The 16,675-nt window shown below is 50.3% G+C and carries 13 protein-coding genes; 11 read left to right on the top strand and 2 right to left on the bottom strand.

The window, feature by feature from the left end; all coding sequences use genetic code 11:
* The 9 genes from OXG87_05985 to OXG87_05945 form a co-directional block, all read left to right on the top strand.
* The coding region (locus tag OXG87_05985) for a sulfatase-like hydrolase/transferase (protein MCY3869089.1) at positions 1-1,075 on the top strand (1,075 nt) is incomplete at its 5' end.
* 34 nt (positions 1,076-1,109) lie between these two features.
* Positions 1,110-2,678, top strand: a complete 1,569-nt coding sequence (locus tag OXG87_05980) for a GMC family oxidoreductase N-terminal domain-containing protein (protein ID MCY3869088.1) — start codon at positions 1,110-1,112, stop codon at positions 2,676-2,678.
* Positions 2,679-2,713: 35 nt separating this feature from the next.
* Positions 2,714-3,424: an SDR family NAD(P)-dependent oxidoreductase gene (locus OXG87_05975; GenBank protein ID MCY3869087.1), complete on the top strand. Its 711-nt coding sequence runs from the start codon at positions 2,714-2,716 to the stop codon at positions 3,422-3,424.
* Positions 3,425-3,446: 22 nt separating this feature from the next.
* Positions 3,447-4,937, top strand: coding sequence for an arylsulfatase (locus tag OXG87_05970; protein MCY3869086.1), 1,491 nt, complete (start codon positions 3,447-3,449; stop codon positions 4,935-4,937).
* On the top strand, positions 4,934-6,475 hold the full coding sequence (locus OXG87_05965) for a sulfatase-like hydrolase/transferase (protein MCY3869085.1): 1,542 nt from the start codon (positions 4,934-4,936) through the stop codon (positions 6,473-6,475). Before OXG87_05970 ends, OXG87_05965 begins: the two co-directional genes overlap by 4 nt.
* 12 nt (positions 6,476-6,487) lie before the next feature.
* Positions 6,488-9,748, top strand: a complete 3,261-nt coding sequence (locus tag OXG87_05960; GenBank protein ID MCY3869084.1) for a GH116 family glycosyl-hydrolase — start codon at positions 6,488-6,490, stop codon at positions 9,746-9,748.
* Between the two features lie 30 nt (positions 9,749-9,778).
* Positions 9,779-10,585 (top strand): dienelactone hydrolase family protein, encoded by an 807-nt coding sequence (locus OXG87_05955; protein MCY3869083.1) that lies wholly within the window; start codon positions 9,779-9,781, stop codon positions 10,583-10,585.
* Positions 10,586-10,781: 196 nt separating this feature from the next.
* Positions 10,782-11,474 carry a DNA repair protein RadC gene (radC, locus tag OXG87_05950; GenBank protein ID MCY3869082.1) on the top strand — a complete coding sequence of 231 codons (693 nt, stop codon included), beginning with the start codon at positions 10,782-10,784 and terminating at the stop codon, positions 11,472-11,474.
* 8 nt (positions 11,475-11,482) lie between these two features.
* Positions 11,483-12,271, top strand: coding sequence for an SAM-dependent chlorinase/fluorinase (locus tag OXG87_05945; protein ID MCY3869081.1), 789 nt, complete (start codon positions 11,483-11,485; stop codon positions 12,269-12,271).
* Here the strand turns inward: OXG87_05945 and OXG87_05940 are convergent.
* Together OXG87_05940 and OXG87_05935 are read right to left on the bottom strand one after the other, a co-directional pair.
* On the bottom strand, positions 12,268-12,957 hold the full coding sequence (locus OXG87_05940) for an HAD hydrolase-like protein (GenBank protein MCY3869080.1): 690 nt from the start codon (positions 12,955-12,957) through the stop codon (positions 12,268-12,270). The genes OXG87_05945 and OXG87_05940 overlap by 4 nt on opposite strands.
* On the bottom strand, positions 12,954-14,912 hold the full coding sequence (locus OXG87_05935; protein MCY3869079.1) for a 2-phospho-L-lactate transferase CofD family protein: 1,959 nt from the start codon (positions 14,910-14,912) through the stop codon (positions 12,954-12,956). The genes OXG87_05940 and OXG87_05935 overlap by 4 nt, the downstream gene beginning before the upstream one ends.
* 92 nt (positions 14,913-15,004) lie before the next feature.
* Here OXG87_05935 and OXG87_05930 point away from each other — a divergent pair, with 92 nt between their 5' ends.
* Positions 15,005-15,712 (top strand): ComF family protein, encoded by a 708-nt coding sequence (locus OXG87_05930; protein MCY3869078.1) that lies wholly within the window; start codon positions 15,005-15,007, stop codon positions 15,710-15,712.
* A 136-nt stretch (positions 15,713-15,848) separates the two neighbouring features.
* On the top strand, positions 15,849-16,675 hold an 827-nt coding region (locus OXG87_05925), incomplete at its 3' end, for an ATP-dependent 6-phosphofructokinase (protein MCY3869077.1).

The following is a 16,675-nucleotide window of genomic DNA, read 5'->3' as shown; positions in this document are numbered from 1 at the left end:
GGATAGGAATGACATAGATGCGTCTCCTTTTTTTCTCACGCTTTGCATGCAAGATCCGCATGGTCCATTTACGGGAACAGATAATGCGCCGGAGTGGGGAGATTTTTCACATCGTTCTGACTATCCGGAGTTGTATCGACATGATGAAAATCATCCTGCAAAAGCCTTAAAGCCCTATCAGAGCTACATAGATAACCCCGTTTATATGCCATACGACCGCATCTATAACGCGGTCAATAACTATGACTATTATGGCAGTATTACTGCGGTGGATGAGCAATTGGGGCGGGTTTTGGATTGGCTCGATAACCAGCCGGAAAGAGTTCGGGATAATACCATTGTTATCTATACGTCCGACCATGGCGCTATGGGTGGTGCTCAGAATGTTGCAGGAGGGCAAAAGAGATGGCCGCATGACCCTTCATCGAGAATACCATTTCTCGTGCGCTGGCATAAGGGTATTAAAAACCCTGGGCGGGAAGCGGATGCGCTTTTCTCATTCATTGATTTCTTTCCGACCTTTTGCCATTTGGCGGGATTAGACGAAATGTTGGCAGAAAAAAGTGATAAAGCGAGCCTGGAATCTTTAGGCTACTTAAAAGCCAGTCCTGGTGTGAATCACAGTAGAAATATTATGGCAGAATCAGGCGGACCTGACCCCGATTCTGTATTTTTATTTCATTTTTCCAATATGAATTCAATCTCGAGTCCTTGTCCTGTACATCGAACCGTTGTGACAAAGGACTGGGTGTATAGTGTCAAGGGGAAAACGCGCCTGGGGGGAAAACCGAATTGGACAGATTGGGACGAGCCAGGCGGTTGGCTGTACGATCGAAACAAAGATCCGTTTCAGTTGGATAATTTGTTTTTTAATGAAAATTTTGAAGCCATTCGTACAGAGCTTCACCCTTTATTAGAAGGCTGGATGAAAGAGGCAGAACTTCCATTTAGAAAAAGGTGGTTTGAGAAAACGACCCGGAAAAATATCGAAGCGTGGTCATCTGAATGTGGTATTCTCTCTGAAGACGAAGAAGCGATGAGAGCACAGGGCCAGTCTTACGTTATGAATATATGAACGTATTTCATTGTGGATGCACCTGGAGAGCGATATGAATTACGACTACATCATTATTGGCGCAGGGTCGGCAGGGTGTGCTGTTGCGGGTCGTTTGAGTGAAAGTGGGCAGTATCGCGTTTTATTGTTGGAAGCGGGTGGTCCGGATGATCGGGATGCAATTCACATTCCTGCGCGATTTCCAGACCTGTTTCATACAGATAAAGATTGGGATTATGAAACCACACCGCAAGCCGGATTTAATGGGCGGCGGGATTACGTGCCGCGCGGCAAAATGTACGGCGGTTCGAGTTCTATCAATGCGATGGTCTATCAGCGAGGTCATCCGAGCGATTACGATCAGTGGGCTGCGATGGGGAATGATGGCTGGGCGTATGTCGATGTGTTGCCCTATTTCAGGAAGATGCAGCACCAGATGCGGGGAGGCTCTGAACATCACGGGATAGAAGGTCCGATTCATGTGTCAGATCCTCGGGATCCAAATCCATTGAGTGTGGCGTTTGTCGAAGCGGCTCAGCAGGTGGGGTTCCGGCTGAATCGAGATTTTAATGACGGGAATCAGGAGGGGTTTGGCCTGTATCAGGTCACACAGAAGGAAGGCCAGAGGTGCAGCGCAGCGGTGGGGTATTTGCATCCGGCGTTGGAACGAGACAACTTTACCGCGATTCCATACGCCCACGTTACACACCTTGAATTAGATCGTAACAGGTGTGTTGGTGTTCATTATACGCACGAAGGGAAGGCGCATGAGGTTGGGGCTGGTAGAGAAGTGGTACTTTGTGGCGGGGCAATCAATTCACCTCAGTTGCTGATGCTGTCGGGCATTGGTCCGCCAGAACATCTCAATGCGCTGGGTATTCCGGTTGTTAAGGCATTGCCGGGTGTGGGGCAAAATTTGATGGAGCATGTTCAGGTAGGGATTGCGTATGCCTGTACTGAGGAGATTGCGCAGGCTGGCAAAGATAATCCTGAGCAAGCGATCAGATATCAAAACGAAAGAATGGGATTGCTCACTTCCAATTTGGGGGAAGCGGGTGGGTTTGTGAAATTGTCTGCCGATGCGTCTGCGCCGGAATTGCAATTTCATTTTGGACCTGATTGGTTTGTTTTGCACGGGTCTCAAGAGATGGAAGGGCATGGATTCACAATTCTACCGGGGCTGGTGGGGACAAAAAGTGTAGGAGACCTTAAGCTGCGTTCGGCAGATCCGTTTGATGCACCATTGATCGATCCTCAATGCCTGGTTGAGGAGGCCGATGTGCGCGTGATGCTGGAAGGTGTTAAACTGGCGCGCAAGATTGCACATGCACAAGCTTTTGACCGATATCGCGGGCAAGAGTTTTTGCCGGGGGATGATGTGCAGGATAATCAAGCGCTGATTGACTTTATTCGCAATTATTCAACGACTATTTATCATCCGGTGGGTACGTGTAAGATGGGCAAAGATGATATGGCTGTGGTGAACAATCGGCTTCGGGTATATGGAATTGAGGGGTTGCGCGTAGCAGATGCTTCGATTATGCCATTCATTATCAATGCAAATACCAACGCGCCGTGCATGATGATTGGGGAGAAAGCCGCAGATATGATTCTGGGTGGCTAAATTCACTATACACTTTTAGAAATGAAGGGATTTCCATGAAAACTAAAGATGCGACAGGACAGACTGTGATTGTAACTGGCTCGAATCGAGGAATCGGGCTTGGGTGGGTAAAGCATTATCTTAATGCAGGTGATTCTGTCGTGGCCACTTGCCGGACACCAGCGGAGGCAACAGATCTGATTGCGCTGAAAGAAGAATACGGGAATAAGCTGTTGATTGAGCAGTTGGATATGTCGAATGAAGAACATTTCTACCGTTTGGGGGAATCCCTGGCTCAGCAAGGGGTGCGTATTGACATTGCCATCAATAATGCTGGCTCGGGTAGTGGCAAACCTTTTGGCGAGTGGAACACGGAGAGTTTTGCGATTACTTTCGAGGTGCATACCATTGGTTCTGCTTTGTTTGCACAAATGGTTACGCCACTGCTGAACGACGGGGCAAAGCTGGTGCTGACCTCTTCTGGTGTGGGCAGTATTGCGCGCGCCAATCGCCAAAACGAAATGGATGCTTATGCCATTGCCAAAGCAGGGGTCAATATGCTTGCCAGGCGATTGTCAGCCAGACTCGCTGACCGAAATATTGTCGTGGTTGCTATCACACCGGGGGCTGTACTTACAGGCATGAATCCGAACGGTACGATTTCCGTAGAGGAATCCGTTGGACTGATGACCAGCACGCTGGATAAGCTGACCATGGAGGATAGTGGTGGATTCTTTCAGAATAATGGCACGGTAGTGCCCTGGTAGCTCTTGAGAAAGGACTCTTTGTATGGCAGAGAAGCCCAATGTGATCGTAATTTTTACAGATGATCAGGGATATGGCGACGCGAGTTGCCTGAATCCAGATGCGAAGTTTCCAACGCCAAATCTGGATCGGCTATCAGCAGAAGGGATCGCTTTTACCAATGGGCATTGCTCAGATACGGTTTGCACACCTTCGCGTTATGGATTGCTGACTGGACGCTATTCCTGGCGGACGTTGAAGAAACAGGGCGTTTTTCCCGCCGAGGTGCCGTGTCTGATTACAGACGAACGTATGACGCTGGCTTCAATGTTTGGGGCAGTTGGATATGATACGGCAATGGTAGGCAAGTGGCATCTGGGTATGAATTTTCCTGGCGAGGTGGGCAATCGCGATTGGAGTCAGCCTGTTACCGATATGCCGTTGGATAAGGGATTTGATTATTTCTACGGCATACCCGCTTCGCTCAATTATGGAATTCTCGCCTGGTTTGAAGGGCGATATGCCAGAGTACCGCCGACAGTTTATACGGCTAAAAAACCCAATAACCGGCATGTGGATTATCGCATCATGCCACCGTATGAGAATACGCCAGAAGAAACTCTTGAAGCATTAGGCACAATGGGGATGGAGGTTGCGCCTGATTTTATAGATAATGAGTGTTTGACGCGGTTTACCGATAAGGCGATTGCATGGATGCAGGGCAAAGAAACAAGTGCCAAAAGTGGTAAGCCGTTTTTTTTGTACCTGCCATTTACATCGCCGCACTATCCCGTATGTCCTCGTGAGGAATTTTGGAATCTGGGCGATTGTGGTGGCTATGGTGAGTTTATGATTGAGACGGATTACCATGTAGGGCGGGTGCTGGATTATCTGGAACAGTCGGGATTGGATGATAATACTATTGTTGTATATACCAGTGATAATGGTCCTGAGAATTCGTGGCGTGGACGGATTGGCGAATTTGGTCATCATAGCAATGGGATTTATCGCGGAGGCAAAAGGGATATTTACGAAGGTGGACATCGCGTGCCGTTTTTTATGCGGTGGCCCAAAGGCATTCAGAAGCCCGGGCGCAAATGTGATGATCTGGTAGGTCTGGTCGATTTGATGACAACTTTTGCTGAGGTTGTAGGGGCCGAGTTGCCTGCTGATGCGGGCGAAGATAGCCAGAGTTTTGCGAAGATACTCAGTGATTCTGACACACTCCATGAACGATTGCCTTTGATTAACCACGGTGCTGGGGGCCGGTTTGCGATTACAGAAGGCATGTGGAAGCTGGTTATGGCGCACAGGGATGAGCCGCTGGAGCTTTACAATCTCGCGAATGATCCCGGCGAGACAAAAAACGCGATTGGCGATCACCCTGAGATTGTAGCAGACCTGACTGATAAAATTACAAGCATTGTGTGCAATGGGCGTACGACTCCTGGTGAGAATCAGGCGAATGATACCGATTACTGGGGTGATTTGACGTGGATTTCATCTGAGGATTATCGGGCAAGGCAACTAAGATGAGGCACTCTCAACAAATACCGGGTCAGCGTCCCAATATTCTGATTATATGCAGCGATCAGCATCATCCAGCAATGGTGGGATATCGGCAGTACCCATTTATCGAGACGCCCAATCTGGATCGCCTCGCAGGTGAAGGTACACACTTTACGCGGGCGTATGCCAATTGTGCGGTGTGCGGTCCCAGTCGCATGAGTTTTATGACGGGGAAGTACGTTCACCAGATTGATAGCTGGTCGAATGGCGTGCCTCTGCCCGAAGAAGAAAAACAAAAGACCTGGGCAGCGCGGTTGGATCAGAATGGTATTGAATCGACTTGTATCGGCAAAATTGACTCTGCGGGCACTGTTGACGATCACAACCCGGGATTTACGCATTTTGACGAACCCCTTCACCGAACGGCATGGGACCCGTATCCGAGAGAGTTACCTTTTGTCACGCGCCTTCCGGGATATACGCGGCCAGCCAGTCGGAGATTTTTGCTCGAAGCGGGTGGGGGAGATGTCGCTAAAATTGATGATCGGCAGGAGTTGGGATTCTATGGTCACGACCGCGAGGTGACGGATAAGACGCTGGCGTATTTGCGGGAAAAGGGGCAGGATAAATCGGATTCCCCCTGGGTGCTTTATGTCGGCTATCTGTATCCTCACTGGCCGTATCGCGTACCTCAGAAATATTTCGATATGTACTATCCCGATCGCATTTTGATGCCTCACGATGCACAGTTCCCAAATCTCGATATTCATCCCGCGATGCAGGAGTGGCAAGCCTCCAATGTATTTGGGGACGTGACAGAGGATATGCTGCGCCGGACGATTGCCGCTTATTGCGGTATGATCACCTGTATGGATGATATGATCGGGGAGATTCTCGATGAGTTGCAGGACCAGGGTCTTTATGAAAACACGTATATCATCTACACATCGGATCATGGTGAATCCATGGGCGAACACGGGCTTTTTTTTAAGCACTGTTCTTATGAAGGGGCGATTGGGGTTCCTCTTGTGATCACAGGACCGGGTATTCCTGAGGGAGAGGTCAATACCGATACGCCCGTTTCTCTAATCGATCTCTATCCCACCATTTTGGACATGGCGGGGGTAGATTCCGAACCAGGTCTGCCCGGCGCAAGCTGGTTGCCACTTGTGAGGGGGGAACCACACGAACGGTCTGAGCGCGTTTTTGCAGAATGGCATGGTCCGCAACTTCGAGGCGCGTATTATATGATTGTGCGGGGCGATTACAAATACACCTGGTATGAATTTCATCCGCCCTCGTTATTCAATGTGAAGGAAGACCCGAAGGAAGAGCGCGATCTCGCATCGGATATTGAACAGGCCGATAGGCTCAAGGCATTCGAAGAAGAACTGCGTTCCATAGTCGATCCAAAGGCGACGGCTCTGCGTGCCAAGCGAGATTTGGGGCTGATTGCTCCAGATGGCACGGATATGACCGATAGCCTTATACCCTGGGTGGGTTTTGAAGACGGGACACTTGAGAAAGTTATGCGCGCCGACCGTGCGCGGCATAGACGGTCATAATGGAGAAAAGGGATGACACCTGTAAATAAAGAAAACGCGCCGACAATCGCTTCGTTGCCCTTTAGATTGGGTGTGGGATCTGCATTAAAAGCTGCGGCTCTGGCTTATTCGCAGACTGTTCGCAATGAGTCGGGGCTTTTGGCTTATTGGCGAGTGGGAGATACCCAGAACGCAGATGCCGGTAGAGAGGATTCGTATGTGGCTTTGGGAATTGTGCCACATTTGGATGAAAATCCAGCGGGCGACGCATCTGTTGAATTCTTTTTTCAAGTTATTTCCGATGAGCCGTTGGACTACGAACCCTGTCTTATTTCGCATCAGCTATCCCACGGTGAACAGACGCGATTTGCGTTTCATGTGACGCGAGATTTGAATGCGCTTCGATTTCTCAACGGCACGACAAATACGCTGATTTTCCCGCCTGATGGATCTATAAAAGTGGGGCATTGGTATCATTTTTTGGCTACGAGCAAGCCGCGACAGGAATTTCGCGCTTATATCGATGGCGTCGAATGCTTTCTGGATATGGGGTCTCTGGCGTTTGGTCTGCTGCGGCAAGCTTGTCCGATACAGATTGGCGCGTCCAGCGAAAATGGTGAGGATCGGGCTGTAAATTGTGCGATAGATGAGGTGGCCATATACAATGTGGCTCTGACGCCATTGGATATCGCGCAACACGTTGATGCGGCTGGTCGAGAGACGCTCAGAAAGCGGATGGTGCATGATCGAGAACAACGGGAGGATGAAGAAAAAGAGGTAGCGGCAGAGGCGCTTAAAGCGCGCCTAAATGATCCCACTCTGCTCGATCCCGGCGATACAAAAGTCTATGAGGGGCAATATCTGGATGCGATTTCTCTGCCGGTGGGAGGGATTGGTGCGGGTTTGATTCAGGTGAATGGCAAGGCAGAGCGATCAGTATGGCAAATATTCAACAATTTTGAGCATGTTGAAGTGCCCAATAGCTTTTTTGCCGTGTGGGCGAGATCTCAGGGAAAAGAGCCTATGGTCAAGGCGTTGCAGACTTCGGATGTTGGCGTATTTCCCGCGATGGATCGTCTAAGATTCAGGGGGGAATACCCGTTTGGATGGTTTGAGTTCGCTGATGCCGCTTTTCCCCTTCGGGTCGAAATGGAGGTTTTTAACCCGCTGATTCCCCTCGATGTGAAATCCTCGAGTATCCCGTGTGGGATTTTTAATCTGACGGCGAGTAATGAGGGCGATTCCCCTGTAGAAGTCAGTTTTCTGGCTACGCAACAAAACGCGATTGGCATCGCGGGAGATAGCCCCAATGGGGGTTATGGCGGGAATGTCAACCGGGTGATTCGAGAGGATGATGCGACTTCGATTCATATGACGCACCTGTCGGCAACGGATGAAGATATGGTGCTGTCGGCACAGGTGGTAAATGCCTGTGCGACAGCTTCCTGGACCGGCTTGCGCGATTTGTATGAAGCGTTTTCAAGAGATGGTGATCTGGAATATGTCGAATCAGCGGGGCCGTCGGCTACTGGCGAAACGGTCGATTGCGCGCTGGCTACGCCATTTGTGCTTCGACCAGGGGAAAAACGCACTATTACCTTTGTTCTCACCTGGTATTTCCCCAACACCAACCATGGTTCGCGTATATGGGTGAAACACGGCAATATATATTCAAATTGGTGGACTGACGCGCTGGATGTTTATGCGTATCTCAAGGCTAATCTCGGTGATTTGACACAACAGACGCGGTGCTTTCACGATACGCTCTATGCGTCTAATCTCCCACACTGGTTGCTGGACCGAATAAGTTCACAGGTTGCCGTATTGAGAAGCAGGACGTGTTTTTGGGCAAAAGATGGGTATTTTGGAGCCAATGAAGGTTGCGCACCAACTTCGGGTTGTTGCCTGGGGAATTGCAGTCATGTGTGGCACTATGCCCAGGCGCATGCGCGTCTTTTTCCCGAGATCGCGCGGAGAATGCGCGAGCAGACATTTGCATTGCAGCGGGAAGATGGGGGATTGCCTTTTCGCCACAGCGATCGTCATTTTGAAATACAAGGCCCGGCAATTGATGGGATGCTCGGCGATATTTTGAGTACGTATCGCGAGTATCAGTGTAGCTCGGATCAACAGTGGTTGCACGCGCATTGGCCCAGTGCGCAGAAGGCGATGGATTTTGTGATTGCGCGATGGGATTCAGATGAAGATGGCTTGTTATCGGGTTCGCAACACAATACGCTCGATGGTGAACTGTCGGGATCAACATCGTGGATGGGGACGCTTTATTTGTCAGCTCTTGCGGCGTGTGAAGAGATGGCTGTATTGGAAGATGATGCACAGTCCGTCGACCGATATCGCAGGTTGCGCGAAAAGGGAACGCGAAATCAGAACCAGACTCTCTGGAATGGCGAGTACTATGTGCAGAGTCCCGATGAGGATGCCCATGAAGACTACGGAGATGGTTGCCATATCGATCAGGTGCTGGGTGAGTGGTGGGCACCGCAGGTGAATTTGTCGGGTCACTATCCCCGGACAAATATTCGTTCTGCGCTGCGGTCACTTTTGCAGTACAATTTCAAGCAGCATTTTCGGACGACGACACAGAGGCCGAGAAAATTTGTCGATAACGACGATGCGGCCATGAAGATGATTTCTTGGCCAAAGGGTCCTCAGCCATTTCGCAGTACGAAATACGGCGACGAGGCGATGACGGGTTTTGAGTATGGCGCTGCTGCAACGATGGTTCAGTTTGGAATGCTCAGGGAAGGTCTGATGGTTGCTCGCGCTGTTTACGATCGCTACGATGGCAGGTTGCGCGATCAGTTGACGGAGATGAATACGGCGTCGTGGGGATATAGCGGGAATCCATTTGGCGACGATGAGTGCGGCAAATTTTATGCACGGGCGATGAGTGTGTGGTCGTTATTGCTCGCTTGCCAGGGTTTTGTCTATGAAGGTCCCAAAGCGCGGATTGGCTTTGCACCTGTATGGAAGCCCGATGATCACGTATCCTTTTTTACTGCAGCCGAAGGATGGGGCCTGTTCAGACAGAGACGAGATGTGCATATGCAGGTTATGGAATTAAGCGTTGAATGGGGGCGTCTGCCCATTCGGATATTTGAATTTGAATTGCCCGAAGGTCGGCGTGTACAATCGGTCGTTGCTTCCGTCGGTAGGGAAGTGGTCAGTACGACAGCTTCATTTAGCGACGATAAAGTGAGTCTGACCATAGAAGAAGAAGTGGTCTTAACTGCTGGAGATAAGATGGCCGTTGAGGTGTCGGTCAATCGGTGAATCCCGACAACAAAAAGAAAGGATTAGGACATGAACCAACCCTTGCAGTTGAAGAGATATTTTTGGGACGCAGTTGTTGCGACCATGGTTTGTTCGCTGGTTACCGCATCAGAAACAGATGCACAACCCGATGGCAATGAATGGGTTGAGCTTTATGAGCCTCACGTTTTCAACGAGATGCCATATCGACTGTTGAAGCCCATAGATTTTGATGCGGACAAGCGCTACCCTGTTATTGTTTCATTGCATGGTGGCGGTGGCCGGGGGACAGATAATCGAAAACAATTGCGTGGCTGGAATAGACTTCTTGCAGACGAGCAGAGGCGAAAAGATTATCCCTCTTATGTACTCGCTCCTCAAGTCAGTCGTTTGTGGAATGCAGAAGACCTCCAAAAGATCAAAGATCTCATTGCAACATTACCATCCGTTGATATGGATAGAATATACGTTCTGGGGCACTCCATGGGGGGGCACGGTACCCATGTCTTTTTACAAATTGATCCCCATTATTTCGCAGCGGCAGCACCTTCGGCTGGGACGGGTTTGCCTCAGACAGAAGAATTTATCGATGCGTCAGTGATTAAAGATGTTCCGATATGGGCTTTCCACGGGGATCGGGATAAGGTCTGTCCATTCGACCGCGCTCAAAAACTTTTTGAGGAGATAGAGAAATTAGGTGGGAATATGAAGTTTACTATCTGGACTGGTGATGGACATGGTGTTGCTATGAAAATGATTACCGGTGCCGACAATGGCAGCACCCAACTCAGCAGCGATCGCTGTGATCCCGAGCCGGTTTTTATGAAATGGCTTTTTGCACAGAAACGCACGCTGTGAGTAGATTTTTTCGCACTTAATGAAGAACAGCATGTTCATATTTTGGGATGTAAATTGAACATTGTGTTGCAAATATTGTACTGATTTTTTTGTCGTTAAATCTATAAGTACATATAAATAAAAGATTTGTAAAATATCTTGATCAACGGCACTGATTTTGCCTGATGTTGTGGAAACAATATCAGGGAGATAGTATATGAGTGGCTTTGTAAAAAGTAGAGGAGGTATCGCGGGCGTGGCAGATGTGGATATGCCACGAGAAAAACTCGAGCGTTTGGGACCAGAGGGATTGCGCGATGATGAATTGCTGGCGATTTTGTTGCGAACGGGATACGAAGGCCGAAATGTGCTGGAATTTTCGCGTGCGATATTCAAGCGCTTTTCGGTTAAAGAACTCGTGGATATGGATCTGAAAAAGCTCACGACAATCAAGGGAATCGGGCGTGCAAAAGCCGCGGGTTTGGTCGCGGGATTTGAACTGGCAAAACGAGGACTCAATCAGGGAATGGGGATTGAGCCTACTATTACCAGTCCGGCCGATGTTTTGGGACTGCTCACAGATATCAAAGATCGGCGCAAGGAGTATTTTGTGGCGCTTTTTCTCAATGCGCGGAATCAGGTGATTTGCCGCGAAGATGTGTCAATTGGTTCTCTCAACGCCTCGCTTGTGCATCCGAGAGAAGTATTTGCGCCAGCCGTGGGGTCGTCTGCTGCGAGTGTGATTTTGGCGCACAATCATCCCAGCGGCGATGTGACACCGAGCCGAGAAGATATTGAACTCACGCGCCGCATGGTGCAGGCTGGTGAGATTATGGGGATTGAGGTGCTCGATCATCTGATCGTCGGTTCGGAGCGGTTTCTAAGTATGAAAGAGGCGAATGTCTTTTAGGTGGTGATATGAGCCGAATATTAACACTTACAACGGACTTTGGCATTTCTGATGGCTATGTTGCTGTGATGAAGGGCGTGGTGCTCACCTGTGTGCCAGATGCTCAAATTGTAGATATAACACATCAGGTGTCCCCTCAGGATGTTGCTGCTGGCGCTTTTGCCATGTATTCCGCGTGCCCTTTTTTTCCAGAGGGCAGCGTGCATGTTGGGGTGGTTGATCCGGGGGTGGGGAGTGATCGCCGAGGGATTGTCGTTGAAACAGAGCAATTTCTGTATGTCGGACCGGATAATGGCCTGTTTTCTCCTGTCTATGAGCGAGAAGGGGTGCGGCGTATTGTGGCGATTGAAAATGCTGCATTGATGCGCCCGCAAGTGAGTTCGACGTTCCACGGTCGAGATGTATTTGCCCAGGTGGGGGCGCATTTACTCCGAGGGGTATCGTGTGAAGAGGTGGGACCGGAAATTGAGGATCCAGTTACATGTGATTTGTGGGGCGTTGAAGAACGTGACGATGCACTCGTTGGGCGGGTGGTGTGTGTTGACCATTTTGGCAATGCGATTTCAATGATTACGCGGTCGCAAATTGATGAAAAATATCCCGATGGAGATTTTGAGATTATCATTGGCGCGATCCGGTTTGATCGGATATGTCAGACATATAGCGAGGTCGAAAAGGGGGAAGCGCTGGCGCTTTACGGCAGTTTGGATACGCTGGAGATCGCGGTTTGCGAGGGCAGTGCAAGCAGGACGCTTGGTATAAAACGGGGGGATGAGATTTGCGTTTGCAGGCGTTAGGAGAGGAGAGGGAGGAGTTGAGAGATGTGGTCTATTTCGATATCGGGCTGTTCTGATGGGGTTTGGGGCTTTCTGTTTTTTTGTCGGCCATGGCGCATGCGTGCAGTGGCCATACCCAGGGTTTTTGCCGTGGCGATTTCATCGGTGAGTTTGTCACCCACGCATAGAATGTGGGCATGGGACAGAGATAGTGCTTTTGCGGCTTGCGTGAGGGATGGTGTTTTATCATTGCTTTTTCGGTCGTTGAGCAGGATGAGTGTATTATCGGCCTCGCTAAAATAATTGCACAAGCCGAGAAGGCGAACTTTTTCGCGCTGGCGGTCGGGATTTCCAGAGGTGACAAGGGCGAGTTGATAACCTCGTTGGACAAGGGTAGCAAGGGTGGAGGGTACATCGGGGAATGGGGTGATGGCTTCCACGTTGCGGGGATTGTACGCGTTGAGCGCCTGTTCTGCGATGTTGGATGGGATATTGTACTGTGTACCGAGTATGCGAATGGCCTCTGAAGAGCCGTGCGTTTGGGAAAGCGACACCTGTTGCTGATAACAGGTTTCAATTGAGAGGTTAGGATGTGCTGACGCGAGGATTTGAGCGGCCCTGCGGCGAGCCGGTTGGGTGAGTTGCCCCGTGCAATCAAAGAGGGTGTCGTCGAGGTCAAAAATAATGCCTCTGATTTTTGCCGTCATTCGTTCAGACCCCAGTAGTCCGGCACGCTCAAGCCGCAGAAAATGCGACAGATCGCATCGGCGACTTTGGCCGGGTCGTGGCTGATAAAATCGCCCTCGCCGCGCTCTATGGCATCGGGATGAAATTCTTCTAAGAAGTCTGCGCGGGTCCAGGGACCGAGTGTGTCGAGCGTTTTCGTATCGCATTCAACCAGGATTTTGCCATCTTTTTTGTATTTTTTAAGCAGTGGGTGCCAGTCCTCGCTTTTGGGCGTTTGGAATATGCGGAGGTCCTGTACGAGCATGTGATCGATAACGCCATCGCGCTGATTTTTGGGAAGGTGTTTGAGGATGGCTTTGAGGTGATCAGAGGCTCTAAAATTGTCGGTCTGCCCGGGTTGTGTGACGATGTTGCAAACATAGATGGTTTTGCTCTGAGCGCGTTTGACCAGTGCTTTTTGAATGTCGGGTACGAGCAGATTGGTGATGACGCTTGTGTACAGGCTACCCGGTCCAATGACGACGACATCTGCGTCTGCAATGGCCTGCAGGGCCTCGCGCGGTGCTCTGATCTGATTTTGTTCCAGGCTTACTTTGTGCCCCAGGCGCACACGGATCTCAACCTGTCCTGTTTCGGGATCTATGACGCGCTCAAGCGCGCTGTTTTTGCGATTGAGTTCGCGTAAGAGTGCGTCGTTGGTGACGAGATACGCCCGCTCGAGTGGTGATTTGTCGGGTTTTCTGACCATCCACTCGGTATAGCGATGTTCGCCATTTGTCAGTTTGGCGCAAATATCGACATTGTCAGTGCTGGCAGGGAAAACGGTGCCCTGTACGTGCAGCATGTCGCTGGCCGTTTTTATGGCGGCATGGAAATCCCCGAGTTGCTGGGTGAGGGCAGCCACGAGAAAATTGCCAATATGGTCGTTCTTAAAAATACCAGATTCTTGTTCGCTGTTGGGAAATCGGTGTTGGAAGACGTTGAAAAGTCCCTGAGAGATTTGTTCGGGATCGGCGAGTGCTGTGAGGGCATTGCGAATGTCGCCGGGAGGCTGGACGCCCAAATTCCAGCGGATACGCCCCGAGGAAGCACCTGAATCGGTTACGGCAACGACGGCTGTTGGATGACGGGTATAGGGACGCAGCCCGCGCAAAACAGTGGGCAGGCCGGTGCCGCCGCCGATAACGGCAATTCTGAATCTGTCTGGGGTTTTCCCGATCCGGGAGAGGTGCAATAATGTAGATAGTTGGGCGAGGTATTTGATTTCGTAGTCAGGACGGTCACCTATTGCGGGTGTTTCGCGGGAGAATCTTCCGCGCCGCAACCAGATTGTGGTGAGTCCATGACGATTGCCCGCGCGGATTTCATCCTGGGTGCGGTCACCGACGACGATGAGTTGGTCGGGAGAGAGGTTGTGGCTTTCCCTGAGTTCTGAAAACCAGTAGGCATGTGCGGGGGGACCTTCGTTGATGATGCGATCAAAATAAGGAGCAATGCCCAAGCGATCAATTTTGTTGCGCTGGCGGCGCACCCTACCCAGCGTGACGAGAAACAGTTTGTAGCCTGCCTGGCGCAATTCCCGAAGGGTGTGTAAGGCATCGGGATAGGGGCGAATATCTTCTACATCTTCGGCATTGTAAACGCGCTCCATTTCAGCTACGAGGGCTTCGACCGGCTCGGCTTCCGGGTCGGTATTTTGTTTGTCGAGAAAACGACGCACCTGATCGGGTTTGTCTTTGAAGACGGCTTTGGCGATATCGAAAAAGGCAAAGTAATAGGGCGAGGATGAGTAATAAGGACCGTGTTTGCGTTCGAGCGTATTGATGCGCTGAAGTGCGTAGGCACGGGTGGCAAAAAAACCGTTTGAAAATAGAAAGGTGGCAACGCGTTGGCGCGCAGCATGTACGACGGGTGTCAGGTCGAAGAGGGTTCCATCGAGATCAAACACGATTGCGCGGGCATTTTCCAGAGACACGGCACATCTCCGCGATTGAGTTGTAGGTTCAAAGGGGAAGATAAGACTTTTTAGATTAAGAAAAAAAATAAATGTGGGGAAGAAGAAAGATTGTGCAAATAGTACGGAAAATTTGGAAGGCGGCACTCAATTTTGTTTATCCGTCATCTTGTATGATTTGCAAAGCATCGCTGCCGGATTCGCCGGGGCTGTGTGATTCGTGTTGGGATGATATCGAGATTTGGGATTCGGAACTACACGAGGTGGGTTTTGAGCACGAATTTGATCAGATAGTTATTTTGTATCAATTTAATGATTGTGTTCGGTCTTTGATCCACGCGCTCAAATACCAGGGGAAAACGCTGCCCGGGCAGATATTTGGAAAGGCTCTGGGACAGCGCATCGCGGACCTTGTCGAATCCGATACGATAATTGTTCCAGTGCCACTTCACTCGGCTAAAACAAGAGCACGCGGGTACAATCAGAGCGAGATTATTGCACGGGCTACAGGGCGGGTATCGGGTTTGCAAGTGATGGTAAATGCGCTGAAAAGAGTAAGGGCAACGCCTACGCAGACGCAACTGGGCGTTTTGGAACGCGAATACAATGTGCAAGGAGCATTTCGCGTGCGTTGTCCCGCGTCTATTGAGGGGCGAAAAATATTTCTGATTGACGATGTTATCACGACGGGTGCGACGCTCAATGCCTGTGTTCTAGCTCTGCGATCTGCGGGGGCGCAATGCGTGTCTGTTGGCGCAGTTGCCAGTCCCCCATTCGGTGAGGATGATCTGTCTCAAGATGTAGAAAAATCTGGGGCTTGACGCTGATTTTATATTTTAGTGGGTGAATACAACGGGCTTGACAGGTATGTTGCAATACCTTAAACTTCAGGTCTTTGAAAATCTTAAAGGACTCAGGCGATTATGCTCATCATAGTGATTTTGTAAGGGAGATATTATGTCTGTAAAACGCGTTGGCATACTTACAGGTGGCGGCGATTGCCCAGGTCTCAATGCAGTAATCCGCGCGATTGTACGCAAAGGCATTATGGTTTATGATTACGATATGACGGGTGTGCAAGAGGGATGGCGAGGAATGCTTGAGGGGCTGTCAGCGCCTCTGGATTTGGACGCTGTTTCGGGGATTTTGCCGCGCGGGGGCACGATTTTGGGATCGTCGCGGACAAATCCGTATCAAGATGGTGCAGATGGCGGTGCGCTCGTGCGGACGGGGATGGATAAAATGGGTCTGGACGCGCTGATTGCCATTGGGGGCGATGATACGCTTGGTGTGGCTCATCAGCTCACAGATCAGGGTATCAAAGTGGTCGGTGTGCCCAAAACCATTGATAATGACCTGGATGGCACAGACCAGACGTTTGGTTTTGATACGGCGATTAATATTGTGATGGAGGCGATTGACCGTCTGCATACAACGGCTGAATCTCACAACCGCGTGATGGTTGTCGAGGTCATGGGCCGCCACGCCGGTTGGATTGCCGTGGAGGCTGGTATTGCGGGGGGGGCAGATGTGATTCTGATTCCCGAAGTCCCCTTTGATATGGATGACGTTTGCGATACCATCAGAAAACGCCATGCCCGAGGGAAGACATTCAGTATTGTCGTGGTTGCTGAAGGTGCCAAGCTCGACGATGACAGTATGGTGTTGCAATCTCAGGAAAAAGATGCATTCGGGCATGTTCGCCTGGGGGGCATTGGCAATATGCTGAGTGATGAAATTGAGCGGCGCACCGGATACGAAAGTCGCGCAACCGTGCTGGGACA

Source organism: Gemmatimonadota bacterium (genome assembly GCA_026706845.1).
Lineage (GTDB): Bacteria > Latescibacterota > UBA2968 > UBA2968 > UBA2968 > VXRD01.
This window is presented reverse-complemented; position numbering and strand designations above follow the sequence as displayed.

What these genes read in the sequence shown, in the direction of transcription:
- OXG87_05980 (MCY3869088.1), top strand. Translation starts at nt 1,110, where the DNA reads ATGAATTACGACTACATCATTATTGGCGCAGGGTCGGCAGGGTGTGCT.
- OXG87_05975 (MCY3869087.1), top strand. Translation starts at nt 2,714, where the DNA reads ATGAAAACTAAAGATGCGACAGGACAGACTGTGATTGTAACTGGCTCG.
- OXG87_05970 (MCY3869086.1), top strand. Translation starts at nt 3,447, where the DNA reads ATGGCAGAGAAGCCCAATGTGATCGTAATTTTTACAGATGATCAGGGA.
- OXG87_05965 (MCY3869085.1), top strand. Translation starts at nt 4,934, where the DNA reads ATGAGGCACTCTCAACAAATACCGGGTCAGCGTCCCAATATTCTGATT.
- OXG87_05960 (MCY3869084.1), top strand. Translation starts at nt 6,488, where the DNA reads ATGACACCTGTAAATAAAGAAAACGCGCCGACAATCGCTTCGTTGCCC.
- OXG87_05955 (MCY3869083.1), top strand. Translation starts at nt 9,779, where the DNA reads ATGAACCAACCCTTGCAGTTGAAGAGATATTTTTGGGACGCAGTTGTT.
- radC (MCY3869082.1), top strand. Translation starts at nt 10,782, where the DNA reads ATGAGTGGCTTTGTAAAAAGTAGAGGAGGTATCGCGGGCGTGGCAGAT.
- OXG87_05945 (MCY3869081.1), top strand. Translation starts at nt 11,483, where the DNA reads ATGAGCCGAATATTAACACTTACAACGGACTTTGGCATTTCTGATGGC.
- OXG87_05940 (MCY3869080.1), bottom strand. Translation starts at nt 12,957, where the DNA reads ATGACGGCAAAAATCAGAGGCATTATTTTTGACCTCGACGACACCCTC.